The organism is Halorhabdus rudnickae (assembly GCF_900880625.1).
Classification (GTDB): domain Archaea; phylum Halobacteriota; class Halobacteria; order Halobacteriales; family Haloarculaceae; genus Halorhabdus; species Halorhabdus rudnickae.
Map to the genome: position 1 here is coordinate 227039 of NZ_CAAHFB010000005.1, position 25419 is coordinate 252457.

A 25419-nucleotide genomic window follows, 5' to 3' on the forward strand; every position below is an offset into this window, starting at 1 on the left:
GCCCGACCCTGGGCTCAACCTCGATCCGATATGTCGTTACTCTTTATCGTCGACAGGGGCACGCTCGTCAGAGAGGTGTTCCCATATCTCCGTGCAACCGCATCCATCGGGTACCTCATCGAGGTGCTCGCTGTCGGTGGCTTCGCGGTCCGATTCGGTCTTCTCCTGCTGGGGTATGTTAGTCATATCAGTCTCTGAGTTTGGGTAGTTAACACCAGTCCTCGTATTGATGCACCCGTGCCGGGTTGAGCGGTTCGGGCGCGCGGTCGGTGTCGTCGTAGGCTTCGCGGTGTTCGGCGTGACTGATGCCAATCGCCCCCTCAGGATCGTACTCCCGCGGGAGGATGCTCTCGGCGCGACGCTGGTTCCAGTTCGCCAGCTTCTCCAGCGCCGTCGTGTCCTCGAGTGCCTCGACATCCAGGCCCTCGCTGGCGTCTTCGAGAGCTGCTTGGCCACGCTCGGTCCGGACGACGAGGGTCGTCCGGCCGTCCGGGCTGGCGACGTTGCCGACGCTGAGGTCGGCCGCGCCGCCAAGGAAGTCCGCACACTCGTCACAGCCCCGCAACCCGGCCGAGTCGAAGCTGTCGATCGACTCCTCTAGGAGGGTCTCCCCGTCGTCGCCGTAGGCGTAGAGGACGCCCTCGGTCACGTCGAGGCGGTCGACGGCCGCCGGGTCGACGCCGTGTTCGGCGATCCTGCCGGCGAGGCGCTCGGCCTCGAAGTTGCGGGTGCACATCAGCGCGACCGTCAGGTCGATCGCCTCGACGACGTCCCGGTCGTAGCGATCCAGCGCGCTCGCGCCCTGGATCACACAGGGCGTCCCGACCAGCGCCAGACTGGGATCCTCGAGGTCCGACTCGGCGATCAGCCCGTCGAGTTCGCCGAGGCTCATCACCTGGCTGTAGATGCTGCCGGCGCTGTTGAGCAGTTCCTCGCGTGTCGTGGCGAGTCGGGCGACGCCGCCGAGCGGCTCCTCGGGGTCCTCGCTCGCGACGACGGCCCCGTCGATCTCGCCGGCCTCGATCAGCGTCGCGAGCAGTGCCGTCACGCCGCCGCCGTCCTGGCCCGCGTCGCGAGCGTCCCCACTTCGTGCCCGGGCGGCGACGGTTTCCGGCTCGTCAAGACCGCGCTCCTCTTGGGCACTTTCGACGACGCGCTCGTACCGGAGGCCGCTCCGGGGACAGTAGTCCCAGCAGCTCGAACAGCCGGTACACATCTTGACCAGCGTCGGGCGGTTCTCGGCCTCGTCGATCCCGATGGAGTCGGAGGGACAGGCCGCGACACAGGAGCCACACTGGATACAGCGGTCGGCCTCGATGACCGCCTCGTCCAGCGTCCGGAACCAGATCTTGCCCGGGGGTTCGGCGACCTCGCCGGGCTGTTCGCGCGGGTCCGATCCGACACTGGGAATCGAGGGGTTCGTGCCTGACATCTAGCTCACCTCCGATTCGACCGCAACCGTCGCGCCATCGTCGTGCTCGATCGTCCGTCTGAGCGCCGGCAGCGACTGGCGGTTCGCCCAGTTCGTGAAGGACTCTCCGGGGTCGCTGTCGCGCTGGTAGGTCCGGAGCGTTCGCTTGATCGCGTCGGGGACCGCCGAGAGCGGGACGCTGCCGGCGACCCAGTCGATGAACTCCCCGGCCGCAAGATCGCTGCCGACGCCGACGTCCGCGGCGTCCACCTCGCCGGTATCATCGCGGTGGCGCTCGCCGCGCAGGCCGAAATCGGCGACCTGGGGCTGGGCACAGGAGGCCGAACAGCCGCTCATGTGGACGCGGATCGCGTCCGGGAACGCGTCGCTATCCAGCTCGCTGTCGGCGAGCCACTGGTCGAGTTCGCGAGCCCACCGCAGGCCGCGGGTCTTGGTCTCGACGATCCCGTAGCCACAGAATTCCGCGCCCGTGCAGGTGACGATCCCGCGCTCGAAGGGGCCGGGGTCCGGGCTGTAGCGGTCGAACACCGGCGATGCGAGGAGGTCATCGAGGTCCGATTCGGCGACGTCCGGGAGCACGAGGTTCTGGTTGATCGTCGTCCGGAGTTCGCCCGATCCATATTCCTCGCTCAGGTCGGCGAGTCTGATCAGGTCCTGACCGTCCATTCGCCCCGTCGGGACGTTGATGCCGACGTAGTACCGGCCGTCGCCCTGCTCGTGGACGCCGACGTGATCGCCCCGGTAGTCGGTCGTCAGGTCCTCGCCGGCGGGCTCGAACTCGAAGTCGAGGTAGCGCTCTAGTTCCTCGCGGAACTGCTCGGTCCCCCACTCCTCGACGAGGAAGCGCAGGCGGTTGACCGCGGTGTCGAGGTAACTCCCGTGGTCGATGAACAGGTCGGCGGTGGCGACGGCGACATCCTGGGTCTGGTCGGGTTCGAGGAAGACCCCGAGGTCCGTCGCCGCCCGCGGGCCGTCCGAGAGGCCGCCGCCGACCCGGACGTGATAGCCCTCGCGGCCGTCCTTCTCGGCCGGAACGAACCCGAGATCCTGGATCTCGGCGCGGGCACAGTTGTCGGTACAGCCGCTCAGCGAGACCTTGAGCTTCCGGGGCAGGTTCGCGAGTTCGCGGTCGCCCTCGAAGCGGTCGGCGATCGCCTCGCCCAGCGGGCCGACGTCGTGGTCGTCATCGCCCAGCCCCGAGGCGGGACAGGTCACGACGTTGCGCAGCGTGTTCCCGCTGGCCTGGATCGTCGTCAACCCACACGCGGCGTAGCGATCCCAGATCTCGGGCATGTCCTCGATGCGGATCCAGTGGAGCTGGAGGCCCTGGCGGGTCGTGATGTCGAGGAAGCCGTCGCCGAACTCGGGGTTCTGCTCGCTGGCCCCGTGTTCGGGCGGCGCGGTCGCGAACTCCTCGGCGATCTCGCCGAACGTTCGGGCCTGTTCGGCCGTCAGGTGACCGCAGGGCACCTTCGTCCGGAGCATGAAGTGCTCGTCCTGCTTCTGAGTGTACAGCCCGATGAGGTGCGTCCGGCTGAAGACGTCCTCGCCGAGTTCGTCCCTGATGGCGTCGACGCCCCCCGGCGCGAGTTCCCGGACGTCCTCGTAGAGTTGCTGAGGATTCCAATCGGGCGATTCCGCCCGGACCCAGTCGGTCAGGCTCCCCTCGTAGAACGCGAGGTTCTCGAACCGGCGGTCGGCGAGGACGAGGAAGGTGTGGCTCAGCCGCCGGGCGGTGTTACAGTACAGCACGATCTGCCGGCCGCGCTCGAGGCCCTTCTCGGCGAGGAGCGCTTCGATCTCGTCTTCCGGCCGGAGTCGGCCCTGCTCGAGCAACTCCTCCCAGCTCAACTGGACCGCGCCGGGGATGTGTGACTGCTCGTACTCGGCGGGCGTCCGGGTGTCGACCAGTAGTGCGTGGCCCTCAACGGCCTCCTCGACGGCCTCGCGGTCGAACACAAGGTCGTCGTCGATCGCGGCGGCCTCGTAGGTCGTCCGTTCGGGGTCGGGGCTGCCCGTCTCGACTGACCCCTGCTGTCGCCAGGCGTCGAAGCCGCCCTCGAGGAGGCGGAGGTCCCCCTCGTGGCCGAAGGCGGCGGCGGTCAGCAGGAACCGGGCGGCGTAGACGCCGCGTTCGTCGTCGTAGGCGACGATGTCGTCGGTCGGGTCGATCCCGGCCTCGCCCAGCAGCGCCTCGAACTCCTCGCGGACCGGGAGTTTCCCGGTCGAGACGCTGCTGGGGTCCCTGAAGCTGTCGTAGGACACGTTCACCGCGCCGGGGACGTGCCCGACGTCCTCGAAGTGGCGACGCTCGCGAACGTCCACGACGGTCGCGTCCGCTCCGACGTCGAGTTCCGCCGGGTCGATCACGGCGAACTGGTCGGTCATATGCCACCACCTGCCGGCCGGTCGGCGCGACGGAGGTGTGCTGAAGCGTTCGGATACATCGATACTGCAACCTACGCCTGTCCGACCACATTATGTTTTCGTTCTGGTATCTAGTGGTGATAGTCTATAATTCGAGTGATTATCGACGCAACGAATGACGCTATACTCCCCCTCAGTATCACGGGCTTTTATATACTACTGATGGGGTAATCGACGTAGATGAAGCGCATTTTGTGAAATTCCGGACGGCAACAGGCGTCAGAGGAGACAATAAATATTGCCGATATCTGGGACGAGGTCCCATAAATTATAATATTTCTGTGTATATAATATATTTTATCTACTTTCGCAATGGGCTGTCCCGTTCAATGAGTTTGGGTCTTATTAGCGTCTATACACGGCCGTCCCAATCTGAATGGGATATTCCTAGTGCGGAAGTAACAGAACCCCCTATAGTAACAATATTTAATACTCGAGCGGCAGTAGATTGTTATATGACCGTAATTAGCATCTCGATGCCGGATGAACTCGTTGATCGACTCGATCAGTTCGCGAACAGTCATGGCTATTCCGGCCGCAGTGAACTACTCCGAGAGGCCAGTCGCAATCTTCTCGGCGAATTCGAGGACCGAAAGCTCGAGGGGCGCGAATTAATGGGTGTCGTGACGGTCGTCTTCGATTACGAAACGACAAACGTCGAGGAGAAGATGATGCGCCTTCGTCACGAGCACGAAGGAATCGTCGCCTCGAACTTCCACAGCCATATCGGCGAGCACTATTGTATGGAACTGTTCGTCTTAGAGGGCTCGCTCGACGAGATCTCGACCGTCGTCGGGAAGATTCGAGCGACGAATGACACACTCACGATCGACTACTCGGTGTTACCCGTTGATGACTTCGGTCCCTTCGCCGACAAATAATAATTCGGTCCTGTATGTCAGTCGTGTATTGTCCCTTGGTAGTATATGACGGTCGTGATCAGCAAACCCATTGCGATAATAGTGATTACCACTGATCCAATATCTCCCACAGGAAGCACCAGTCCCAGTAGCCATGTTCCCACAAGAGCAAGACTCACAAGAAGATAGACAATATATCTCATTTCATACAATTTGTGGTTGTTGCCCCTTCTCCCTTAAATTTGCGATATTCCGGTTCCTCGCCAACGAGACTGAAACGACCGGTAGGGTCGCGCTGTAGTCCTGAGCGTAACGCAGAGATCGAAGATTTGTGAATTTCACAGTCCTCCAGTCACCTCTACGTATGCACTTGCAAACTGTACTGCATTATACGCACCGTGAATCACGGCCGGAACAGCAAGGTTGTCGGTGTACTCGTAAGACGCGCCCAGCACCAGGGCAAGAACAAATGCAACACCGACGTACACCCACTTCCCTTCTCCGGTCAGCGAGAAGAGATGGATCGATGCGAAGAGCACACTCGCAAGAACGATTGCACGGACCGGATGCAGCGTTTCCCGGAGTGTCCCCTGAACCAGTCCCCGGTACAGTAGTTCCTCGCCTGGACCAACTAACAGAAACTGAAGCGGAATGAGCAGTAGAAATACCGTTGGATTCTGCTGACCGATCGTAACGACCTGATTTTGTGCTGACTCAAGTCCAAGCGCGGAGATGATCGTTGATGCAACGACGAGCAGGCCGAGAAGAGCAACGATCCCGACGATGATCACGGTAATATCCCGCTTGTCCGGAACCGAGACCGGCACGAAGTCGATATCGAGACCGCGAACAGTGAGATAGAAAACAGCGAGGCCACCGAACGTTACTCCTTGTAACAGTACGGTACTCGACACAAGACGCATCGTTGGACGAGTTGTGATATCGATTCCGAATACAGCCAGTCCCGTGGCAGCAACGGTGACGACGACTGAGCCGATAATCATTGATCCGTACGTGAGTCCAATCGCAGTTACAACAGCACGGACTCGTGACATTACTCCCGTCATTTGAAAGAACAAGGAACGAAGTGATCTGTATGGATGATTGTGGTGAGTGTCATACTTAGTGGTCGTGACTCGTCCGGTCGTTGGTTCCCGGATCGATCGCTGTCTCACCCACAAGTTCGACAGTCGCGTGATCAATCCCGTGGTCCGATAGTAGCTCATGGGCTCGTGAGCGGATAGTTTGTTGCTGGTCGAGCGATGTCGACGCATACTGGAGGCGTACCGTTCCGACCGTCAGTTGACTACAGACTTGCCAGACATGCAGGTCGTCGATGCCTTCGACGCCATCGAGATTTGTCAATTTGTCTCGTAATTCATCCGGCGACACGGGACTTCGTTCCAGCAGGATCGACGTACTCTCTCGAAGTACCTTCCCTGCCGAAACTAGAATCAGAACGCCGATGAGGACGGCTGCGACTGGATCGGCGATCGGAAGATCGAATACTACAATCGCCAGAGTCGAGATGATCACCGCCACTGAGCCGCCAGCATCCCCGAGGAGGTGGTAGAATGCGCCCCGTTCATTGAGGCTCATTTCTTCTCCTTGAACAATATAGACCGAGCCAATATTGACAAGCAAACCCCCGGTTGCGATGATCAACGTCATAACGGGGTCGATCGTCACTGGTTCCAGGAACCGCTGGTAGGACTCCCAGAGAATATACGCGACCATCGGAACGAGCAAAACCCCGTTGAGGAACGCACCAACAGTTTCCAATCTGTGGAGGCCGTACGACCACCGCTCCCCTCCTTCGAACCGTTCTGCGGTATAACTCGCACCGAACGCCATCACGTACGCGAGCATATCGAACAGCATATGCAACGCATCACTGACGAGCGCGACCGAACCGAAGAGGAGTCCCCCAGCCAGTTCGACAATGAATCCGACAAAATTGATGGCCGCGACGAGCGCTAACCGGCGCGTACTGCCCCCGTTGTCGGAGGCAGATTCATGGTCTACCGTATTACCGTGTGTATGTTCTCGGACAGACATATATTTTATTCAATACTAAGGTTAGTTAGATTCCGAAGCTTCCTGGTTTTCATTGGCGGATACTTGGGACATGTCCCCGTTCATTGGCGTCGATTCTTTCGACTGAGACTCGGCAGTAGTTGCTGTGTCAGTCCCAACATTGTCCAAATCATCCTCAGATTCGATTTGATCTCCCCCGTGAGTAAATGACGCATCTTGTCCTGCTGATCCACCGAGATTCAACGGACGGAGCCACATGTACCAAACAACCAAAATGGTCCCACCGTAGCCACCGATCCACACGAGGTCCGCTGCGACAGAGAGGTTCACTGATTCGAGAGCGTTTACCAGTAAACCAGGACCAATGAGACCGCCGAGAACAACGATGACAAGCAACTGTCGCGACGTGAGCCCGAACGGATATCCCTGCGGGTCCGACTCGGAGTCGTGTTCGGTGGGGGGATCGATCTCTGCCCTCATATCATCCTCTCTGAGCATTGGTTTCACTGTCTGTCTCCGGCTTGATTCTGGAGAGCCGCATTGCGTTTCCGGTAACGGCTGTCGTCATCCCGGCGTCGCCAGCGAGGACCGCCAACCAGATCGGCACCACCCCGAACGGGACTGCCACAGCCAGACCGGCTTTGACGGCGAGACTCGACCAGATGTTCTGCCGGATGACGCCATTCGCGTCATGTGATAGTTCGTAGAGGTACGGCAACTTCGAGAGGTCGTCGCTCATCAGCGCGATGTCTGCCGTTTCGAGGGCAGTATCCGTGCCGGCGGCCCCCATCGCGACGCCGACAGTCGCTGTCGCAAGTGCCGGCGCGTCGTTGACACCGTCGCCGATCATCGCGACACCGCCGTACTGGTCGTCGAGTTCGTTGATCGCCTCGACCTTCTCGTCGGGCAGGAGTTCCGCGCGGAACTCGTCGACGCCGACTTCGGCGGCAATCGCCCGGGCGGTCCGTTCGTTGTCTCCCGTGAGCATAATGATGTGTTCGACGCCGCGGTCGTGGAGCTGTTGTATCGCCTGCTTCGCTCCGGGCCGAATATCGTCAGCGACGGCGATGACACCCTCAATTTCGTCTTTGGTGCCGACGAGGACCACGGTCTTCCCCTGTGACTGGAGTTCGGGCACCGTCTCCTCGAGGAGATCGACACAGTCGTTGCGCTCGCACATCTGCTGACTCATCGTCGTGACGACACCGCCGTCGGTCGTCGCGTGGACATGGTCGAGGTCGAAGCCGAGTTCTTCGAACAAGGCAGGCTTGCCCGCGTAATGTTTCTTCCCGTCGAGATCGGCTTCGACGCCTTTGCCGGTGATACTCTCGAAGTCCTCGATCGTCGGTTCCCCGACATCGCTCTCGTCGGCTAATTCGACGATAGCGTCGCCGATTGGGTGTTCGGATCGCGATTCCAGACCGCGAGCACACCGAAGGACATCTTCCTCACTGTTGCCATTCAACGGGACGACATCAGTAACAGTGAGTTCCCCCTTTGTGATCGTTCCTGTCTTGTCCATCGCGATCGCTTCGACGGCCCCCATCGCTTCGAGGTGGTTGCCACCCTTGATAAGGACGCCATTATTTGCAGCGCTGGTAATACCCGATACCACGGACACTGGCGTGGAAATGACGAACGCACAAGGACACGCCAACACGAGGAGTGTGAGGCCGTAGACGATGAACGTCGGCCACGACGCCCCGAACAAAAGCGGAGGGATGATCGCCACCAGAACTGCGAAGCCGACGATGACCGGCGTATAGTACGAGGAGAAGCGCTCTACGAACTGCTCGCGCTCGGTCTTGTTGGACTGTGCGTCTTCGACCATCTGTACGATGCGTGAGAGCGTATTATCGCCCGCTTCCGAGGAGACCTCGACCTCGAGATAGCCCTGTTCGTTGATCGTCCCGGCGTACACCTCGTCGCCCGGCGTCTTGTCCACGGGCACGCTCTCCCCTGTGATCGGGGCCTGGTTGACAGCACTCTCCCCGTCGAGAACCTCGCCATCCATTGGGATCTTTTCGCCCGGACGCACGACGACGACATCGCCGATAGCCACGTCATCCACGGGCACCGTGACCTCCTCGCCATTTCGTTTCACTGTGGCTTCGTCCGGTGAGAGGTCCATCAACTCTTCCAGTGAGTTCCGGGCGCGGTCCATCGAGTAGCGTTCGAGCAGTTCCGCGACGCTGAACAGGAACGTGAGGGTGGCAGCCTCGAAGTACAGTGATTTTCCGAAGACGAGGCCAGCGATGATGGCGCCGCTGATGGCGATCGTCATCAACAGATCGATGTCGAGGTTCCGGTTCAGCGCGGAGTAGTAGCCGTTGCGGAAGATGATCGGACCGGCGACACCAACGGCAACGAGAAAGAGGATATCGGCGAGAAGTAACTCGCGACCGGCGAGATCAGTCACCAAGACGTTTTGCCCGGTGAGGATGAACTCGAAGAGAAGTCCGAGTGCGACGAATCCGCCGCTGATCCAGGTCTTGATCGCCCGCGAACTGGTCCAGACGCTCTCGCGTTCGTCGGAACCACCATCCACTGTGGCTTCGTCGGTCGCGGTCGAGTCGGTCACCTCGTAGCCTGCACTCTCGATCGCGTCGACGATCCTCGATGATGAGAGGGAGTCACCATCGTAGGTCGTCACTACCTTCCTTGTCGTCGGCTGGGTCTCATAACTCGAAAGTCCCGATAGGCCATCGAGGGCATTCTCTATCTTTCCTGCACAGGACGGACAGTCCATTTCGGGGACAGTGAAGGTCGTAATCGTCTCGGCCTGGTTTTCGACCGTGTACCCGGCTTTTTCGACGCGTTCAGCGATTTCGTCCGGATGTGTTTGGTCCTCTTCGTAAGTGACAGAAAGTGTCCCTGTCGTCACTTGGGGATCAACAGCACTGATCCCGTCGAGTTTCCGGACGCTGTTTTCCACTTTCCCCGCACAGGAGGGGCAGTCCATCTCGGGCACCGAAAACTGGGCGACATCATCCTGATTCGACGCAGTCACAGTGACACTGTTAGATTCATGATCACTGGTGTGATCATAATCATGAGTATGATCGTGTCCGTGATCGTGGTTATCTACATCATGAGAATGTGATGTCTCATGTGAAGTGCTTGAATTCCGATCGGACGAGTTCATTACCAGCTGCTAGGATACAGTGTCTTATTAATGTAGCTGCTAAAAACCCCGTTATAAATGCCCAATACTAACAAAATAGGGCCATAAGTTAATAACACTCCGAAATAGTCGGCGTTCGGATTCTTTTTGAGTATGCACCAGAGCAAATATAAATATATTTTATCAAAGGTCATCTCATATGCGCTGACGGGATACGAGCGTTTCCAGGAACCGTGTTTCGAATTACAAGACACTCGGAGCCGAACAGTTTATCTCTCGTGACTTTGGAAGCATTATCGCTGGTGGGTTGCTCGGAATTCGCCGTGTTTGACGCCGAAAACGAGAGACAGCACGCCAAAGACGACAAGCCCGATGCTAACCATCACAACGGTACTTGTGCTCATCGGACTTATCGCTGTACCCCCAACGAGAACAGCGAACAGGGTGATGAACCCGATTGCGGTTGTGGTCGTATCGAATTCCATGTGTTTTTTTGGTTTTCAATCGGAAGTTGTGTCTGTCGATTCGGAAGTCTCTCTTGAATCCTGAGTCTGTGTCCGGACGAATCCGATCCAAAGGAGAGCACTGAGAAGACTGAGAGCGCCAGCGATAGCGATCGACTGTCCACGAACCGTTGTTCCAGTCTGATTCTGAAGAACCAATATAATTCCAACACCGATCAAAGCAATCCCTTGTATACCAGCCACTCGTATCGGTCGGGAGATGTACCCTGAATCCATCAGAATCCCTGTCACAGAACCGACAAACAGCAACAGCCCGGCGACAGACACAGGACGCACGCCGAGGAAAACACCAGCCTCCGAGAGAGCAAGACCCATAGCGACGAAAGGTGGCCAAGCGCTCGTACCCGTGAAGGAGGAGTCCAAGTCTGACGTTTCTCCCATCGCCTAGAGTAAAGTCTTGGAGGTATAATAGATTCGCTGTTATTATCTCGTGTATTTTATTACAAAATACCATATCCACGGAGATGAGTTAGTATTTGCATGCAGGTGAGAGAACTCGTTCGAAAGAAAGCGGCTATACCGAATTGAACCAGAACGGTTTCAACGCTGACGGTTCTACTGTCACATACCGACGTTCACCCGTATGTCATACGAAGGCACAACTATTCCACGAGGCGATTCAGCTGCTGGGAGGTGTGAGTACTGCAACCACCCATTTCCGACGACAGATCGTCTCGTACTCCACAAGGGCCTAGAACATCCGCAACAGTTGAATGACGACGAAGTAGAAGCGTTCCGTTCTGCCCGTTCGGACGAAGAAGACGAGTTACGCAGAGTGCGACTGAAAGCACTCGTAGCCCTCGTGATCTTGTACTTCAGCTTCTTGATGCTATATGCCATCGTCGCTTGATTCCAACACGACTGCCGAGGAAAGCGAAACGAAACAAGTAGAAACACGTCATATATCGAAGCGTCCTATTTGGGTCGTCTCGAACACAAAACTCAGGATATTCATTCAGTTTGTAACCTGGGTCTCGATTCTGACGCTGTTTACCGGAACAGTCGCTGCCGGGAACGGAATGACGCTCTCGAAGCAGCCTCGGGATACCCTTGCTATTCCTCGGTGGCTGTATCTTGCCACTGGCGGCGCTGCGATCGGCGCCTCTGCCCTGCTTGCGAGCTTCGTCACTGATCGAGCGTTTATCCGCTATCTCCACAACTGGTCACTCCCTGGCCCGACGGTCGACGACTGGTGGACACCGATTCGATGGATCGGACGTAGTCTTGGGGTTGTCGTCCTTGGACTGGCAGTGTATCTCGGACTGACCGGACCGCAGCTCCCAACGGCCAGTTTCACCATTCTCGTCACATTTGTCGTCGTTCGAGCGGGCTTGCCGATGCTTACGTATCTCGGAGGGAACGTTTGGCCAGTACTGAACCCCTGGCGAGGTATCGTCTCGCTTCTCCCAGCCGGACACCGACCGTATCCTGAAGAATTAGCCCGATGGCCAGCTGTAGGTGGCCTATTACTACTTGTGTGGATTGAGGTGATTTTCCCTGTCAGCACGATTCCGTCAATTCTTTCGATTGCGATCCTCGGTTACAGTGCCGTCACAATCGCAGGCGCAGTACTCTTCGGCCCTGACGCGTGGTTCGAGAACGCAGATCCGATATCTGTCCTGTTTCGATTCTTCGGGGCTGTCGCTCCACTAAAACGGCGAGACGGGAAGCTCACTGTAAAACTGCCCGGTAGTGACCTGACTGACTCAGACTTAATCACGGACACATCCGATGTTGCGTTCGTCATTGCGCTGATCTGGGAGCTCACGTACAGCGGCTTCATCACGACGAAGACGGGCGCAGCAACTATCGAGGCACTCGTCAGCCTCTCCAATATTGGAGTGGGATCCGTACAGATCCGTGCGATCTTCATCTACACACTCCTTTTCGTCAGTGGCTACGTCGTTTTCTTCGCCGGGTATTGGTATGCGGGCGTACTCTCTCGGCGACGGACCGGGACATACATCACAGCGAAACGTATCGCCTTTCGGTTTGCACCCTCGCTATTGGCCATCGCAGCGGGATATCACCTCGCTCACTACACCGGACTGGCTGTATCCCTCAGTCCGGCTCTAGGCATGGCAATTGTATCCCCACTATCGCCCCCAGCGAATCCCCTGACATTGTCTCCACCTGGATGGTTCGAGGGCTTGAGTATCGCCTACGTGCTCGTCGGGCATCTCCTCGCTATCTGGGCAGCGCACGCGACCGCTTACGAACTCTTCTCGAGCCGACTCGTCGCAATCCGAAGCCAATACCCGTTCGTCGCCGTGATGATTGGCTACACCGTCATCAGCCTCTGGATTCTCTCTCTGCCCGGTGCGACGCCTCCATATCTTCCCTGACCGTGTGTCGATGTTGTGTGATAGGATCACACAATTTCACAAGTTGTTGATTTCTGGCTGAACTGTGATGAGATATCCGTTCAGTAGGTGTGCCTACTGACAAGCTGTTGTTCGTGAATCTGTGTCTGGAGAATGTCGCCGGGGTCAAATCTCAGGTCCAGTCCTGCACGCGGTGATATAATCCAGCTACAACCAATACCACTCCAGAAAGAAATAGCGGTGAGAGATACAGTAGCCCGGCGACTGAGTTAACAGAAATCAAGGTCAGAAAGCCACCAAAACAGAGGAGGATTACACCACATACTGTGACTCCCACTGTCCAGACGCTGTTGTGCGTTACTCTCCTCCGAATAAGAGGTGCGACACCGACTGAGAGGATACACAGCCCGACTGCCGGAATCCAGAGGTAGTCAGAAAGAGCAATGAGGACTGTATCAAGGGGCCTAAACGTCGTAGCATATCCAGGGTAAGAGAGTATTGAAAGGATTCCCCACGCAATTATGAGCAAGCCCCCGACGACTGCACCAATTGAGGCAATCGAATGACGAGTATGCGTGATGTGGGTCATCAATTGGGTATTATATGACCGTGTACAAATATGCGGATGCTCCGTCGAATTTCTGTATTGAACGATATGTGTTTCACCTGTACTGACCGCTCCAACACAAGTATGCCAACGGTTCTATGACACCTGGATGCGAGCATGATCGATGACGCCCAAAATACGCAATCAGACTACGAGAGAACTCACTCGACAGTGAACTCTATTGGTTCCATATTGATGAACGCGGTTTCGTAGCCGTCATGACGCGCCAGTTGTGGAGGCGTCTCAACGGCGATTCCGATCGTGTCGCCCGATCTGAGTTCGTCGAGCGCCGTTCCATAGATACTTCCGAGATTCGGGTCGAGGGTCGCTTGAAGTGGCCCTTGGGTGATTGTGACCCCGCGTCGATTGATTGTTACTGATAGCGCCATCCGTGGGAGCATCACGCGGTTGTACGGCGTTCGGGGAGAAACGAACAGGTAGGGACCCCCTGCATCACTAAACCGGTGGTCCCCATCGACGAGAGCCACGAGCATCCTCGCATCACCAGACTGTCCCTCGTGAAGTAGTCGGCCCGGAAGCTCAGATGTTGGTGGGACGACCGGTTCAGGGACCATCTCCATGTCCATGAGATCGACCGTCCCACGGGTACCCGCCTTCTCACCAAGTCGACGGATCTCCAAGTTGTACGTTACACTCGTATCGAACGTGAACTGCATCGTCGCTGACTGTCCCTGGGTGAATCGGTCTGTGAGCGGGTCGGTGCGAGCCGTCTGTAGCGGGCCGACCTGGAGCATCACATCGTACTGGCCTTCCCCCGGAAGCGCAATATTGTCGCCGTAATGGAATCCCATATTCGGCGAAATCATCGGCCAGAGGTTGGTAGAAAACACCTGACCGTCGCTGTTACTGATTTCGACAGAGACGTCAACCGGGAGAATCGTCCTCGTCTCGGTGTCCCAGACACTCGCCATCAGATGCACCGAATCATCCGACTGAACGACGACTTTCGTCTTTCGTGAGCCAGTGAGATTCCAGAAACGGTGCGGGAAGGAATGCATCAGTGCAAATCCGAGATTGCCGGCTATCGTCGTTCCGTATATTCCCATCCCTTCGATGATGGCAGGATAGTAGACGGCGTCAGGTCGATCCTCCACGAGCGGTGGATCACGCCACGCGGATTGCGTCTCGAATCCAAGCTGCTCCAGGCAACCAGACAGCAACAGTCCACCTGAGACTGCGGCACCCTGTTTAAGCAACGTCCGTCGATTCATTGTATCACTTGAATACACCATGAGAACTACAATGTCATCTGTACGTCCGGCATATCAACGAATGCTGTCTCGTATCCTTCATGATGGGCCGTCTGTGGGGGTGATTCGACAGTGATCGTCAACGCGTCTCCCGTCCGTACATCCGCGACCGTCGCTCCGTAGTGATAGCGGAGCTCTGGATCGATGGTCTCCTGTAGAATTCCGTCGAACACTGACGTACCGTCACGGTGCAGTGTTCCCGAAAGGGACATCATCGGCAGCATCGTTCGATTATAAGGCGTGCGCGGAGAAACAGCGAGGTACTTCTGCTCCTCGTCCCCACCGAAACGCGACGCGTCTTCGAGGATCGTAACCACGAACTTCGCGTCCCCACTCGTCCCCGAGCTACGAACGTCCCCAGGGAGCGCGTCCGGTGTCGGGACTTGCGAGCTGGGTAACATCTCCATGTCCATCAGGTCGACAGCACCCTTCGTGCCTTCTCTGTCATCGGGGATGTCCGTATACGAAATCTCTTCGAGCGTCGATTCGCTGAACTCGAACTCGAACGTGAACGATGCGTTCCCCAGGTTCTCCGTCAGCGATCCGGTCCGTCGCGTTGACGGGCCACCGATGCGGACCTCGACAGTATATGTCCCGGTTCCCTGGAGTTGTGCGTTATCGCCGAAGTGAAAACCCATCGGCTGGGAAAGCATCGGCCACGGCGCGAACTGGTCAACTGACTCCCCCTCCTGCGAGATTGTGAGCTGTGGATTGATGTCGGGCGGGATGATCCCCGTCTGGGCATCCCAGACGACTGGCATAAGATGGATCGAATCCTCGGGTTGAATCTCGACCTCCGTGATTCCATTCGGTTTCATCAGCCAGAATCGATGTGCATACGAGTACGTGAGAGCACACCCATATCCGCCCTGTTCCTTCATTCCAGGCATTTTCATGCCCTCATAGTGGGTCGGATAGTAGACTGCGTCCGGGCGGTTCTCGGGGAGCGGAGGTGCCCGTGCTGATCGCGTCTCGAACAGGCCTGTACACCCTGCGACCCCTACGAGTGAACCGCTCCCGGCCACTCGGAGTACGTCACGACGATTCATGCGTCACCTTCTGGTTGTTCTCTACCGATCGCGCAGGCGGCAACGAACGCAGTGATCGTGGGGGAACGAGGAAGTTACCGCGATGCTCCGTACGGATGTACTGCAGGATGCCGTTGTTGTTCCGTTGACCGACGGCCGACTGCTCGGTGACGTCAGTGCCATTCATCGCTTCTCTCGTGTCGACGAAGTCGGTGATCCGTCGCTGGAGCGAGAGGAAATGTACGCCCGCTTGTCCTCCGTCAGTCGAATCAAAGTCACGTCGAAGTAGCAGCGGCGAGTCATCATCGTCGCGAACACGGGCGTTCTTCTGCGCGTGACCGACGACACCCATCTCGCGGGCGGTTTTATCGGTCGGCTCACAGTCCTCGACTTCGCTGCTGTCGCCGAGATTGTCCCCAGCACCTTCAATGACATCGTTCTCGGCGTGGTACGGGCAGAACATCTTCGCTTCACGCTGCCAGCGATCATCCTGATTGTACCACTGGTTGAGGTTGAGCTGGAGCTTGGAGATATGTTGGGTCGTCCCCCCGGCGAACGGCCCCGACTGGATTGTAACGCGGTCTTCGCTAGCCTGGTTCTTTTTGAATCCCGATTTGAATCCCATAAACAGTGGTGCATCCTCGTGGACTTTGTCGGCAGGAACACCCTCCGCATCGCCTGCATTCTTCGCCGGCAACCCGTCCCCAATAAAGCCCGTCCGCCGGTCGGCGATTGAGAAAACCTCGGTCAATGCAGCGTCAGGCTGATCGACACCATTGAGCGTCGGTTTGTTTCCTTTGAGGGCTTCTTCGGTACCGAGTACCACCTGTGCTGTATTACTCGCCAGATGGACGACTGCGTCGGGCCTGTCCAGCTCAGGATTCTCGAACGGAGCGAGTGCCTCTGGGTGGGGGAGGTCAACGCCTTCGGGAAGGGGATTGTCAAATCGGTCGAAGTACGCTGGAGAATAACTCACCGTAAGCAACACTCCGTCTCCGTCTCGTTCGTATGCGTATTCGATACCACGAAGCGCCGTCTCAATCCGTTCGCGGTCCTGGTCAGTCGGCTGACCATCGCGTCGGCAGTTCAAATAAAGGAGAACGCGATGGTTCGGCGCGACGACGTTCCCGTGGTCGTCCCGCGGTAGGACTTCGTTCCACGCGTGTTGACGTGGTGGATACGACGAGAGGTCGTCTGGTCCCGTTGGAACATCAGCCTCTTCACGTGCTAAACAAGCGCTAAGCGCCGCTGAACCGCCAATTGCGACAGCCGATTTGAGGAATTCTCTGCGGGGGATTCCCCTTTCGCCAGTCATTGGATATAAATTGGGTAGTCAGCCCAAAATCGGTTCCGATAGCAGTAGTCCCAACCGGGTGTTGACGGGTTATCTGAGATTCGAGGCGAAAACTGCGCTTTTCCTGCGAGGCGAGAGTGTTCCGACGCCGAGTCGGAACCGAGCGCCGAGCAGGGCGGGGATGAAGCCGACCCGGTGGGAAACAGACAATTATTGTCACCCGAGTCTGTGTTTCCGACGCTGGCGTTTAAATGACAGGCCGACTTACCGACGGACAGAAATCGGTCGGAACGGAGCGGATTCCGAACCGTGCTTCGGAGGGGGCCTGTCCGCCCACGAAACGAGGTCGTTCGAAAATCGAAGCTTTTCGTGATCACGAGAGACTTTGTCTCTCGGACGACAGTATCCGAAAGACCAGTCGGTGAACGCCACATCCTCGAAGGGTGTGCCAATGTGCCGACTGCTCAAAGCACGCGCGACGATACCCCCGAGTCCGCTGACACCTGCTGGCGTCCCCGTGGCAAAAACAACACTGGGACGCCATACACGGTCAAGGATAGGGGTAGCGGCCATTTGGCATGGTCAACAGTCCACCAGTCCGACGCTGTGGGACTACCCGTGCCCGAAAGGACTGGTAGTGCACGTCTGGACTGCAAACCTGAAACTCCCACCGCTCGGGAATTCTCGCCGTTCACGGCGAGGGGGATGTCAATTCATCTGTTACACCGTACAATCAGCTTTGTTCGTCGCCTAAGTCGGAAGGATTCGCCTCATGGCCATTATACATGTACGTTAGTATCCATATACCGAACAATGCCAATGGGAGAGGCTCAACCGCAGCGAAAAACGATCTGTGGACAGGTCCCTCAAAGCGTCGCGGTTCGACCATTCCCTATATTTCTCGCTGCAATTGTGGCCTTGACGCAGGTTCCCGTTGTGTCCGCTCACGGCGACAAGACGACTGGCGGACTTTCCCAAGGACACGGCGCCATCCTCGTACTGGTCGGTGTCGGTATCCTCGGCGGGCTCATTCTTCTCAAACGGCTCAACCGCGTCACGCCAACGACCGCTCTCTACGGGGTGTTTATTGGTATTGCGATCGCTACGTTCGGTGCCATACTTTTCGATGGGCTCTCTCCGGATCCAACTTACACAGCCAGTACGATGCCCTTCCCCAGGACATGGTATCAGCCTCTGGCAGTAATGAGTGGATTGAGCATCATGGTCGCAAGTTTCGTGGTCGGATGGCTTCGGTGGCCATCTCGTCCACGATATGCGTTCCTTGGTATCCTTATGGGATTGTGGATCTCCTACCCCTTCCTCGTGCCTGGATCGACAAGTGATACACATCCACTGGGGTACGCTATCGTCCTCGGGACACCAATTTTAGTCGGCTATATTGTGTGGAAAGACGGCGGGAGCATCATTCGCGCAGTGATGCGTGATCCAGTCGCCCGTCGCTTTGGTATCGGCATCGGTGTCGTGTTAGCACTCTTTTTCGTTACTGTAACGGGTTACCTCTCGTTTTTCCCAGAGGCAGGCATCCCCAACGAGGTAACGATCGTAGTCCTTCCAGTCATCTATCAGCTGGTTTCGTGGCCAACACTCGAAATTGTCATTCCGCATGTCCCGTTTTTACATATCCCATTCACTCTGGCCATATCGCCTGGGTTAGTAGTCATCGTTGGAATGTTGAGCACGCTTGTTGGGTTGAACGCCGCTCTCATTGCTCGCTACTGGCGCATTGAGCAACAAGCTGGCTTAACTGAAGGGACTGCCGGGAGTGCGGCAATCGTCGGGACGTGCACCTGCGGCTGTTGTGGCCCACTTGTTGCGAAGGTCGCGGTGCTGGCTGCCGGCCCCTCGATCGCTGCCCCACTCTATTGGGTATTCGTCGATCCAGCTTCGCCACTCAGTGTGTTGTTCATCGTCGCAAGCCTCCTCCTATTTACCGGGAGTCTACTCTACTCGGTCCAAGCAACCCGACAGCCCGATCAATCGGCTGCAATTATCCCGGCTGACTGAGATGACGAATCTGCCGTAAGAACACAATTTGAGCGAACGTCTCAGGATATGATGGGAAACGTCGACAGTACGTGTTTTTGGGACCAGTAGTGGTATTGATCGTTTTTGGAACACCCGTAACCGGCTTCCTCCCGTCAATACCGTTCTACCAAGTCCTCTCTGGAGGCATCATCGTCGCGGACTTTGCGGTCGGGTACATACGCTGCCCCCATTGCTTCCCGGTCGATCATCGCTTTGAGATCGACGTACGGCTGACACCTATCGTAGTGCTGCTGGACCCCCGTCGAGATATAGGGGTCCAGAAATCGAGTGGAAACACTTCAATCGTCCAGTCTGATCAAGTCCCAAGAGCGCAACGAGAGCAGGAATCGGTTCATTCGATGAGTCATTCGACAGCGGTGACACGGTGGAACACGACGATCCCGACGATCAAGACGACGATGAAGTACCCCGCGGCACCAACGAAGTTCCAGATGTCCAAACCCTCGGTGAAGGCTGCGTCCATCGTCGCATTCGTCGTAAAGTAGCCTGGGAGCACCTTCGTCCAGGCTGCGGAGTCGGTCGCCATCGGGTTCTGGAACATCAGCATATCCACGTACGGTAAGAAGAGCATGACGTACACCCCAGCTAAGCGACTCAAAGAGACACCGATGATCACACCCAGGACACCGTAAATCAGTGCTGTCAGGGTTGTTGCAGCGATGAAAGCGGGTATCGATACCGGAGAGAACCCGACCAGGACGATAGCTAGTGAGACAGCACTGACGATCAGGCCACCAGCAGCGAGCAGACTCACACGGGAGACAATGAGGTCACGCGAGCGATACCCAGCCAGGCGAAGCCGGTCATCGGCCGCTTTCGAGGACTGCATCAGGAACAGTCCGACGATACCCGACAGCAGTCCGGCGGTGACGGGCGTCACCAGTGCTGCGACGAACTCCGAGAGCGTAACCGTCACTGACTCGCCGCCAATCGGGATAGTCAGCGTCGCGTCCGGGACGATGTTCATGAACCCCCCGATGAAGTACAGCGGGAGGACGATCAGCAATCCGATCAGGACCGGCGTTCGACGGAACTCTCGCAACCCCATCGTTACCGCCGTCGTGACGCGGTTATTCATTGCGCGACACCCCCGTAGCGACGGGCTTGACAGTGTGCGTGTAAGCCAGTACTGCGAGACTGCTCAGAACTGCGACGATAGTCAACGCCGGTAGCAGCTCTCCCGACGCGAGTTCGCCGTCAAGGACAGCTCGGGAGACAACTTCGTGGGCATGGGTGGTCGGCGACAGTTGCGTGATTCGATCCTGAATCGGGAAGATGCCACTGGCGATGACGTTATCCATGTCCGCGAGGATGACCAGGGAAAGCGACCCCTCCAGCGCTCGGGGGAGAACGGCCCCGACCAGCATCCCCAGCATTGCGTAGATAACACCAACGAGTGTGAGCCCGGTGAAAACGAACAGCGGCGAGGCGACGGGCTCGGCCAACAGTCCGACTAGAGTCAGCGTGGAGACACCCGCAATCACCAGGCTGATCACAACGAGCGTCGCGAACCGGGAGACTAGCAAATCCAGCGCGGGAAAACCGCAGATTGAGAGGCGGTGATCGGCATCACGGGCGCTGATGAGCTGGAAGAGGCCGAGCACACCCGCGAGAGTCCCGGTCGCAAAGGTTGCCCCCGTGATCCTGGCGGTGGTATCGAGCGATGCGGGCAGATCTAGAAATCCGAACTCGGGGAACTGACCGTACGCAACGCCGAAGATATGAATCGAAGCGGCCGGGAGCACGACCAAGAGTGCGAGGTTCAGCGGCTCGCGAAAGAACGACAGTGCGCTCGCACGGATGCCGACGGAGTATCGACTGAGTAGACTCATTCGGGCTGTCCTCCGGTGGTCCCAGGTTGCTCGCAGTCGGTTTCCGGTTCGGTCGGCGTCGATGCGGGGGCTCCTTCCTCATCGACGACTTCTCTGTGGAGGTGGCCGTCGTGAAGTTCGTAGATTACGTCGAAGCGGTCACGTTCGTTGATGATGTGAGAGATGATGGCGATACCGACGCCGCGGTCTCGGAGATCTTCAGTGAGGTCCCAGAGAACGCTTGGAAGGTCTTCCAGTCGAAGCCCGTATATGGCTCGTCTAACAGCAGCAGGTCGGGTTCGTGCATCAGCGCGACACTGAGATTGAGCTTCTGCTTGTTCCCGCCGCTCAAATTTCGAACCTGCCGGTCCCGGAACCGCTCGAAATCGAGTTCCTCCAGCAACCACGACCGCGCCCCTTCGACGTCGCTGTTGGACATATCGTAGGCTTCACCGAATAGATCGAACGTTTCATCAACGGTCAGTCGGTCGTAGAGTCGCGGTTCCTGGGGACACCAACCGATACGTCCGGAGCGAGTGACGGTGCCGCGGTCGTAGCCCAACACGCCAGCCAGGACCTGCATCAACGTCGACTTGCCGCTGCCGTTTTCGCCCATGATGCCGACGATTTCCCCACTGCCAATCTCCAAGGTTGCTCCGTCGAGGACTTCGACGGAGCGAGAGAACGGCAGCCAGGAGCCGTATGCCTTCTCGATGTTTTTCGCTTCGACGACAGTCGTCTGTGATTTACTACTCTGAGTGTTATGCCGTGCCTCGCTCATGGCTTACTTGGAACGTGAACACACTCTTTTGTTAAATTAACTGCTAAAATCAGGGCGATCTTATGCTGTCTTTATTAATTAATTCAAAATTAGTTAATATCAGAACCCATCCTGGCTGAAGTCGCTGAAAAAATAGGACGGGGAACGAGAGGACGAGCGATACCCAGAATCGCCGCCAGAACATCCCCTCGTGGCCCGAGTGATCCATATGGCTGCCGTGCTCCCCGCTCTCGCCCCCGTGTCCGCCTCCGTGGGCGTCCCCGCCGTGGTCGTGCTCTTCGTGAGACGGTACCCCCCTTTTCGCAGGACGTCGAGGATCGGTTCGGCATCGAAAATCTCGTGGACGTGGTGGACACCGTCGGGGACCGTCGTATCACGGATCATCTTCGAGACGGTTGATGCGACGATGCCCGTCACCCGACGTTGTTCTCGCCCGTCGAGTGCCGTCACCAGCGTCTTTGCGGTCGTATCCGCTTGCCCATCGGCCGCGACCGTCACCGCAAACCCGTCTCCGCCAACGGATGGTGTCGAAACGAGTTCCGCCAGCCGGTCGCGTCCGATCGCCTCGACTGCGGGTCGGTACAGCTTGAATCGTGAAAGCCCATGGACGGCCGCGGTGACGGCCCTGGAGTCGAAACAGAGGTACGTCTTCGCAGGCACGTCGAGCGTCCGGTGGATAACGTGTTGATCCGCGAAGTCGAAGCTGTAGGCCCGACGACGGCCGTACCGGGGGAACTCCATCGATTCCGGAGTCACGAAGCCACGGACCGGCAGCGAGCCTCCCGCGTCGTGGACCGTGAACTGCCGCCCTATTCGATCGAGCGTCCACCGACTCGCCGCGGGACCGAACGCTTCCCCGAGACCCAGAAGCACGCCGATCCGGATTTCTGAGACCGCCGACAGCTGGTCTGTCAGCCGTTTCGCCAGCAGATTCGTCACGCCGGGCACAAGCCCGACGCTCAGAACCCCTGTCGCCCCGTGATCGCGCGCCAGATCGTCGAGACCTTCGACCCGACGGAAGAACTCGTCGGAGGCCGTCACATCGACGTAGTCGATTCCCCGTTCGAGGCAGGCCTTGACGAACGCCGTTCCGGACTGGTCGACACACATCACGACATCGTCGACGTCTTTGAGGACACGATCGTACGATTCGGTACGCTGGAGATCGAACGCGATACCGGAGACGTTCTCACCGAGGGCGCCAGCGGCGGTGGCCGCCTTCGTCCCGTCGCGACCAGCGACGATCACCGAGTTCGGTCCATCGGATACGGTGGCCAGTTCTCCCGCTATCGTTCGTCCCACGGACCCGTAGCCACCAACGATCAACATCGTCATGCCGAGAGATCGACTCCCCGAAGGCGACGGGCGTTGATAGCGACGATGACCGTCGACAGCGACATGAACACCGCGCCGATCGCCGGCGACAGCAGGACCCCGAAGGGTGCCAGAATCCCTGCTGCGAGCGGGAGCGCAAACACGTTGTAGCCGGTCGCCCAGACGAGGTTCTCTTGCATCTTTCGGTAGCTCGCCTTCGAGAGCGTGATGAGTCCAACAACGTCCAGCGGGTTGTTCTCGACGAGGATGATATCGCCCGACTCGATGGCGACGTCGGTCCCCGAGCCGATGGCGATCCCGACGTCAGCTCTCGTGAGTGCGGGCGCGTCGTTGACCCCGTCACCGACCATCGCGACGAGTTTCCCCTCGGACTGGAGCTGGGCGACTTTCGTGTCTTTCTCGTCGGGTAGCACCTCCGCGAAGTACTGGTCGATACCGAGTTCTTCCGAGACAGCCCTCGCGACGTCCTCGCTGTCGCCGGTGAGCATCGCCACCTCGATATCCAGTCCGTGTAGCGCCTCGATCGTTTCCCGGCTCTCCTCGCGGATGACGTCCGCCAGCGCGAACGCGGCGACGACCTCGGACTCGTCGTGGATCAGGTAGATGACCGTCTGTGCGTTCGCTCCGGCGTCCTCGGCGAACGCGGCCATCGCTTCGGATCGGTCGATGTCGAGTTCCTCGAGCAGGTTCGGGCCGCCGATGTGCACCGTCTCGCCGTCTTGCGGGTCGCCGTGCTCACCGCTCGACCCATTCGAGGTGGGTCTCACCTCGCCATCCACAGTGGCTCTGACGCCGAGGCCCCGGAGGTTCTCGAAGTTCGAGACGCGTGCCCGCTGCACGCCGCGTTCCTCGGCGGCGTTCCGGATTGCGCGGGCGATCATGTGTTCGGAATCGCCCTCGACACCGGCGGCAATTTCGAACGCTCGTTGTTCGTCCCACCCGTCCGTCGTCTCGACCGAAACGACGCCCTGTTCGCCCTTCGTGAGCGTGCCCGTCTTGTCGAACATCACCGTGTCCAGATTGCGGGCCTCCTCCATGGCGATGCGGTCGCGGATGAGCATCCCGTTCCGGGCGGCCGTCGAGGTGTTGATCGCGACGACGAGTGGGACGGCCAGGCCGAGTGCATGTGGACACGCGATGACGAGCACCGTCACGACGCGCTCGAGGACGCCGATGTTGAACCCGGTGGCGACGACCCACGCGACGGCCGTAATCGCCGCGACGCCAAGTGCCACGTAGAACAGCCACCCTGCTGCGCGGTCGGCCAGAAGTTGCGTCCGGGATTTGGACTGCTGGGCTTCATCGACGAGGCGCATGATGCCCGCGAGCGTCGTTTCCTCACCCGTCTTCGTGATCTCGACACGGAGACTCCCATCCTGGTTAACCGTCCCGGCGACGACCTCCGATCCGGGCTCCTTGCCCACGGATCGGGATTCGCCCGTGATCATCGATTCGTCGACCGAGGACTCGCCCTCGACGACCTCGCCGTCGGCAGGCACGCTCGCGCCCGGGCGAACGAGCACGACGTCGCCCTCGCCGAGTTCGGAGACCGGCACCTCCTCGGTGTCTCCACTCTCGGTGACGCGCTCGGCGGTGTCGGGCATGAGCTTTGCCAGCTCGTCGAGCGCGCCGGAGGCCGCCCGGACGGAGCGCATCTCCACCCAGTGGCCCAGCAGCATGATGTCGATCAGCGTGACGAGTTCCCAGAAAAACGGTGTCGTCCCCGCCAGCAAGAGACTCGCGATCGAGTAAACGAACGCGACGGTGATGGCCAGCGAGATGAGCAGCATCATCCCCGGTTCGCGCTCGTTCAGTTCGCTCCGCGCCATCGAGAGGAACGGCACGCCACCGTACGCGAAGATGATCACCGACAGGACGGGGGTGATCCAGACGCTGCCGGGAAACGTCGGTGCGGTGTAGCCGATGGTCTCCTGAATGAACTCACTGAAGATGATCACCGGCACCGAGAGGACGAGCGACACCCAGAACCGCCGTCGGAACATCGCCTCGTGGCCCGAATGATCCGTGTGGCCGCCGTGATCCCCGTTTTCGCCCCCGTGCCCGCTTTCGTGGGCGTCCCCGCTGTGGCCGTGCTCGTCGTGGTCGTGTTCGGCCTCGGAATCGTGGACGTGTTCGGTCTCGGGGCGGTGCCTGTCTTCGGCGTCGTGGTCGTGTTGTGCGTGTTCGTCTGTCAGTTCGGACTCCGTGGTGGCCTCGTCCGCCCCTGGGGGAGCGTCGTGTTCCGGGGCCGGGGACTGCTGCTCGGACGGGCGGCGAGTTGCCGCTCGCGATTCCGTCTCTGCTTGTAACTGGCAAATACGACAACAGGAGATAGAATCTTCGGATCGAGACGGTGTTCTATCCTCCCGTGAGTGGTCCGTAGTGTGTTCGTCATTTGATTGGTTACTCATGGATTGGGGTTTGGTGTCGTCCCCCATTATTCTATTCAACACCTCGAACCTGCCCTGGACATCGGGAGGATCGGCGTCGAACGAGA

The 25419-nt window shown here is 58.5% G+C and carries 21 protein-coding genes; 3 read left to right on the forward strand and 18 right to left on the reverse strand.

Features of this window, described 5'->3' with window-relative positions; genetic code table 11:
• Positions 1-36 precede the first annotated feature (36 nt).
• Genes BN2694_RS17230 through BN2694_RS14550 form a run of 3 tightly spaced genes read right to left on the reverse strand, consistent with a single transcriptional unit; the run spans position 37 to position 3820 of the window.
• Positions 37-186 carry a hypothetical protein gene (locus BN2694_RS17230; protein WP_167880053.1) on the reverse strand — a complete coding sequence of 50 codons (150 nt, stop codon included), beginning with the start codon at positions 184-186 and terminating at the stop codon, positions 37-39.
• Between the two features lie 22 nt (positions 187-208).
• Entirely contained in the window at positions 209-1432 is a 1224-nt protein-coding gene (locus tag BN2694_RS14545) for a Coenzyme F420 hydrogenase/dehydrogenase, beta subunit C-terminal domain (protein WP_135666871.1), read from the reverse strand.
• A complete protein-coding gene (locus BN2694_RS14550; RefSeq protein WP_135666874.1) occupies positions 1433-3820 on the reverse strand; it encodes a rhodanese-like domain-containing protein in 2388 nt (795 codons plus the stop codon).
• Between the two features lie 494 nt (positions 3821-4314).
• On the opposite strand from BN2694_RS14550, the gene BN2694_RS14555 reads away from it, so the two are divergent.
• Positions 4315-4740, forward strand: coding sequence for a CopG family ribbon-helix-helix protein (locus BN2694_RS14555; protein ID WP_135666876.1), 426 nt, complete (start codon positions 4315-4317; stop codon positions 4738-4740).
• 317 nt (positions 4741-5057) lie between these two features.
• On the opposite strand, the gene BN2694_RS14560 is transcribed toward BN2694_RS14555, so the two are convergent.
• From BN2694_RS14560 to BN2694_RS18255, 6 genes are all read right to left on the reverse strand, one after another.
• Entirely contained in the window at positions 5058-5774 is a 717-nt protein-coding gene (locus tag BN2694_RS14560) for a CPBP family intramembrane glutamic endopeptidase (protein WP_244605471.1), read from the reverse strand.
• 67 nt (positions 5775-5841) lie between these two features.
• Complete coding sequence (locus BN2694_RS14565; RefSeq protein ID WP_135666880.1) at positions 5842-6777, reverse strand: cation diffusion facilitator family transporter; 936 nt, start codon at positions 6775-6777, stop codon at positions 5842-5844.
• Positions 6778-6798: 21 nt separating this feature from the next.
• Positions 6799-7254, reverse strand: a complete 456-nt coding sequence (locus BN2694_RS17235; protein WP_167880054.1) for a hypothetical protein — start codon at positions 7252-7254, stop codon at positions 6799-6801.
• Positions 7238-9901, reverse strand: a complete 2664-nt coding sequence (locus BN2694_RS14570; RefSeq protein ID WP_135666882.1) for a heavy metal translocating P-type ATPase — start codon at positions 9899-9901, stop codon at positions 7238-7240. Before BN2694_RS14570 ends, BN2694_RS17235 begins: the two co-directional genes overlap by 17 nt.
• A gap of 272 nt (positions 9902-10173) precedes the next feature.
• Positions 10174-10365, reverse strand: coding sequence for a DUF7333 family protein (locus tag BN2694_RS14575; RefSeq protein WP_135666884.1), 192 nt, complete (start codon positions 10363-10365; stop codon positions 10174-10176).
• Positions 10366-10380: 15 nt separating this feature from the next.
• Complete coding sequence (locus BN2694_RS18255; RefSeq protein WP_135666886.1) at positions 10381-10785, reverse strand: DUF7541 family protein; 405 nt, start codon at positions 10783-10785, stop codon at positions 10381-10383.
• A 452-nt stretch (positions 10786-11237) separates the two neighbouring features.
• Between BN2694_RS18255 and BN2694_RS14590 the strand changes: the two genes are divergently transcribed.
• Positions 11238-12749 (forward strand): hypothetical protein, encoded by a 1512-nt coding sequence (locus tag BN2694_RS14590; protein ID WP_135666890.1) that lies wholly within the window; start codon positions 11238-11240, stop codon positions 12747-12749.
• A 151-nt stretch (positions 12750-12900) separates the two neighbouring features.
• On the opposite strand, the gene BN2694_RS14595 is transcribed toward BN2694_RS14590, so the two are convergent.
• From BN2694_RS14595 to BN2694_RS14610, 4 genes are all read right to left on the reverse strand, one after another.
• On the reverse strand, positions 12901-13317 hold the full coding sequence (locus BN2694_RS14595; RefSeq protein ID WP_135666892.1) for a hypothetical protein: 417 nt from the start codon (positions 13315-13317) through the stop codon (positions 12901-12903).
• Positions 13318-13496: 179 nt separating this feature from the next.
• Positions 13497-14567 (reverse strand): iron transporter, encoded by a 1071-nt coding sequence (locus BN2694_RS14600; RefSeq protein ID WP_135666894.1) that lies wholly within the window; start codon positions 14565-14567, stop codon positions 13497-13499.
• 26 nt (positions 14568-14593) lie between these two features.
• The gene (locus tag BN2694_RS14605; protein ID WP_135666896.1) at positions 14594-15655 is read right to left on the reverse strand and encodes an iron transporter; all 1062 of its coding nucleotides are present in this window, start codon (positions 15653-15655) and stop codon (positions 14594-14596) included.
• Entirely contained in the window at positions 15642-16949 is a 1308-nt protein-coding gene (locus BN2694_RS14610) for a DUF7405 family protein (protein WP_135666898.1), read from the reverse strand. The genes BN2694_RS14605 and BN2694_RS14610 overlap by 14 nt, the downstream gene beginning before the upstream one ends.
• A 792-nt stretch (positions 16950-17741) precedes the next feature.
• On the opposite strand from BN2694_RS14610, the gene BN2694_RS14620 reads away from it, so the two are divergent.
• Entirely contained in the window at positions 17742-18953 is a 1212-nt protein-coding gene (locus tag BN2694_RS14620) for a hypothetical protein (protein ID WP_210408995.1), read from the forward strand.
• 385 nt (positions 18954-19338) lie between these two features.
• Here BN2694_RS14620 and BN2694_RS17240 read toward each other — a convergent pair whose 3' ends face one another.
• The 5 genes from BN2694_RS17240 to BN2694_RS14645 all read right to left on the reverse strand — a co-directional run bounded on the left by BN2694_RS17240 (position 19339) and on the right by BN2694_RS14645 (position 24925).
• Positions 19339-20073 carry a hypothetical protein gene (locus BN2694_RS17240; RefSeq protein WP_167880055.1) on the reverse strand — a complete coding sequence of 245 codons (735 nt, stop codon included), beginning with the start codon at positions 20071-20073 and terminating at the stop codon, positions 19339-19341.
• A complete protein-coding gene (locus BN2694_RS14630) occupies positions 20066-20827 on the reverse strand; it encodes a hypothetical protein (RefSeq protein WP_135666903.1) in 762 nt (253 codons plus the stop codon). The genes BN2694_RS17240 and BN2694_RS14630 overlap by 8 nt, the downstream gene beginning before the upstream one ends.
• A gap of 124 nt (positions 20828-20951) precedes the next feature.
• A complete protein-coding gene (locus BN2694_RS14635; RefSeq protein WP_244605472.1) occupies positions 20952-21587 on the reverse strand; it encodes an ATP-binding cassette domain-containing protein in 636 nt (211 codons plus the stop codon).
• 99 nt (positions 21588-21686) lie between these two features.
• A complete protein-coding gene (locus BN2694_RS14640; RefSeq protein ID WP_135666905.1) occupies positions 21687-22922 on the reverse strand; it encodes a saccharopine dehydrogenase NADP-binding domain-containing protein in 1236 nt (411 codons plus the stop codon).
• The gene (locus tag BN2694_RS14645; RefSeq protein WP_135667014.1) at positions 22919-24925 is read right to left on the reverse strand and encodes a heavy metal translocating P-type ATPase; all 2007 of its coding nucleotides are present in this window, start codon (positions 24923-24925) and stop codon (positions 22919-22921) included. Before BN2694_RS14645 ends, BN2694_RS14640 begins: the two co-directional genes overlap by 4 nt.
• Positions 24926-25419 lie beyond the last annotated feature (494 nt).

Coding starts and splice junctions, on each gene's coding strand:
- BN2694_RS14545 (WP_135666871.1), bottom strand. CDS start 1,432: ATGTCAGGCACGAACCCCTCGATTCCCAGTGTCGGATCGGACCCGCGC.
- BN2694_RS14645 (WP_135667014.1), bottom strand. CDS start 24,925: ATGTTCCGACGGCGGTTCTGGGTGTCGCTCGTCCTCTCGGTGCCGGTG.
- BN2694_RS14570 (WP_135666882.1), bottom strand. CDS start 9,901: ATGAACTCGTCCGATCGGAATTCAAGCACTTCACATGAGACATCACAT.
- BN2694_RS14555 (WP_135666876.1), top strand. CDS start 4,315: ATGACCGTAATTAGCATCTCGATGCCGGATGAACTCGTTGATCGACTC.
- BN2694_RS14550 (WP_135666874.1), bottom strand. CDS start 3,820: ATGACCGACCAGTTCGCCGTGATCGACCCGGCGGAACTCGACGTCGGA.
- BN2694_RS14635 (WP_244605472.1), bottom strand. CDS start 21,587: ATGAGCGAGGCACGGCATAACACTCAGAGTAGTAAATCACAGACGACT.
- BN2694_RS14575 (WP_135666884.1), bottom strand. CDS start 10,365: ATGGAATTCGATACGACCACAACCGCAATCGGGTTCATCACCCTGTTC.
- BN2694_RS18255 (WP_135666886.1), bottom strand. CDS start 10,785: ATGGGAGAAACGTCAGACTTGGACTCCTCCTTCACGGGTACGAGCGCT.
- BN2694_RS17235 (WP_167880054.1), bottom strand. CDS start 7,254: ATGCTCAGAGAGGATGATATGAGGGCAGAGATCGATCCCCCCACCGAA.
- BN2694_RS14640 (WP_135666905.1), bottom strand. CDS start 22,922: ATGACGATGTTGATCGTTGGTGGCTACGGGTCCGTGGGACGAACGATA.
- BN2694_RS17240 (WP_167880055.1), bottom strand. CDS start 20,073: ATGAATAACCGCGTCACGACGGCGGTAACGATGGGGTTGCGAGAGTTC.
- BN2694_RS17230 (WP_167880053.1), bottom strand. CDS start 186: ATGACTAACATACCCCAGCAGGAGAAGACCGAATCGGACCGCGAAGCC.
- BN2694_RS14595 (WP_135666892.1), bottom strand. CDS start 13,317: ATGACCCACATCACGCATACTCGTCATTCGATTGCCTCAATTGGTGCA.
- BN2694_RS14630 (WP_135666903.1), bottom strand. CDS start 20,827: ATGAGTCTACTCAGTCGATACTCCGTCGGCATCCGTGCGAGCGCACTG.
- BN2694_RS14565 (WP_135666880.1), bottom strand. CDS start 6,777: ATGTCTGTCCGAGAACATACACACGGTAATACGGTAGACCATGAATCT.
- BN2694_RS14590 (WP_135666890.1), top strand. CDS start 11,238: ATGCCATCGTCGCTTGATTCCAACACGACTGCCGAGGAAAGCGAAACG.
- BN2694_RS14560 (WP_244605471.1), bottom strand. CDS start 5,774: ATGTCACGAGTCCGTGCTGTTGTAACTGCGATTGGACTCACGTACGGA.
- BN2694_RS14600 (WP_135666894.1), bottom strand. CDS start 14,567: ATGAATCGACGGACGTTGCTTAAACAGGGTGCCGCAGTCTCAGGTGGA.
- BN2694_RS14605 (WP_135666896.1), bottom strand. CDS start 15,655: ATGAATCGTCGTGACGTACTCCGAGTGGCCGGGAGCGGTTCACTCGTA.
- BN2694_RS14620 (WP_210408995.1), top strand. CDS start 17,742: ATGCCAATGGGAGAGGCTCAACCGCAGCGAAAAACGATCTGTGGACAG.
- BN2694_RS14610 (WP_135666898.1), bottom strand. CDS start 16,949: ATGACTGGCGAAAGGGGAATCCCCCGCAGAGAATTCCTCAAATCGGCT.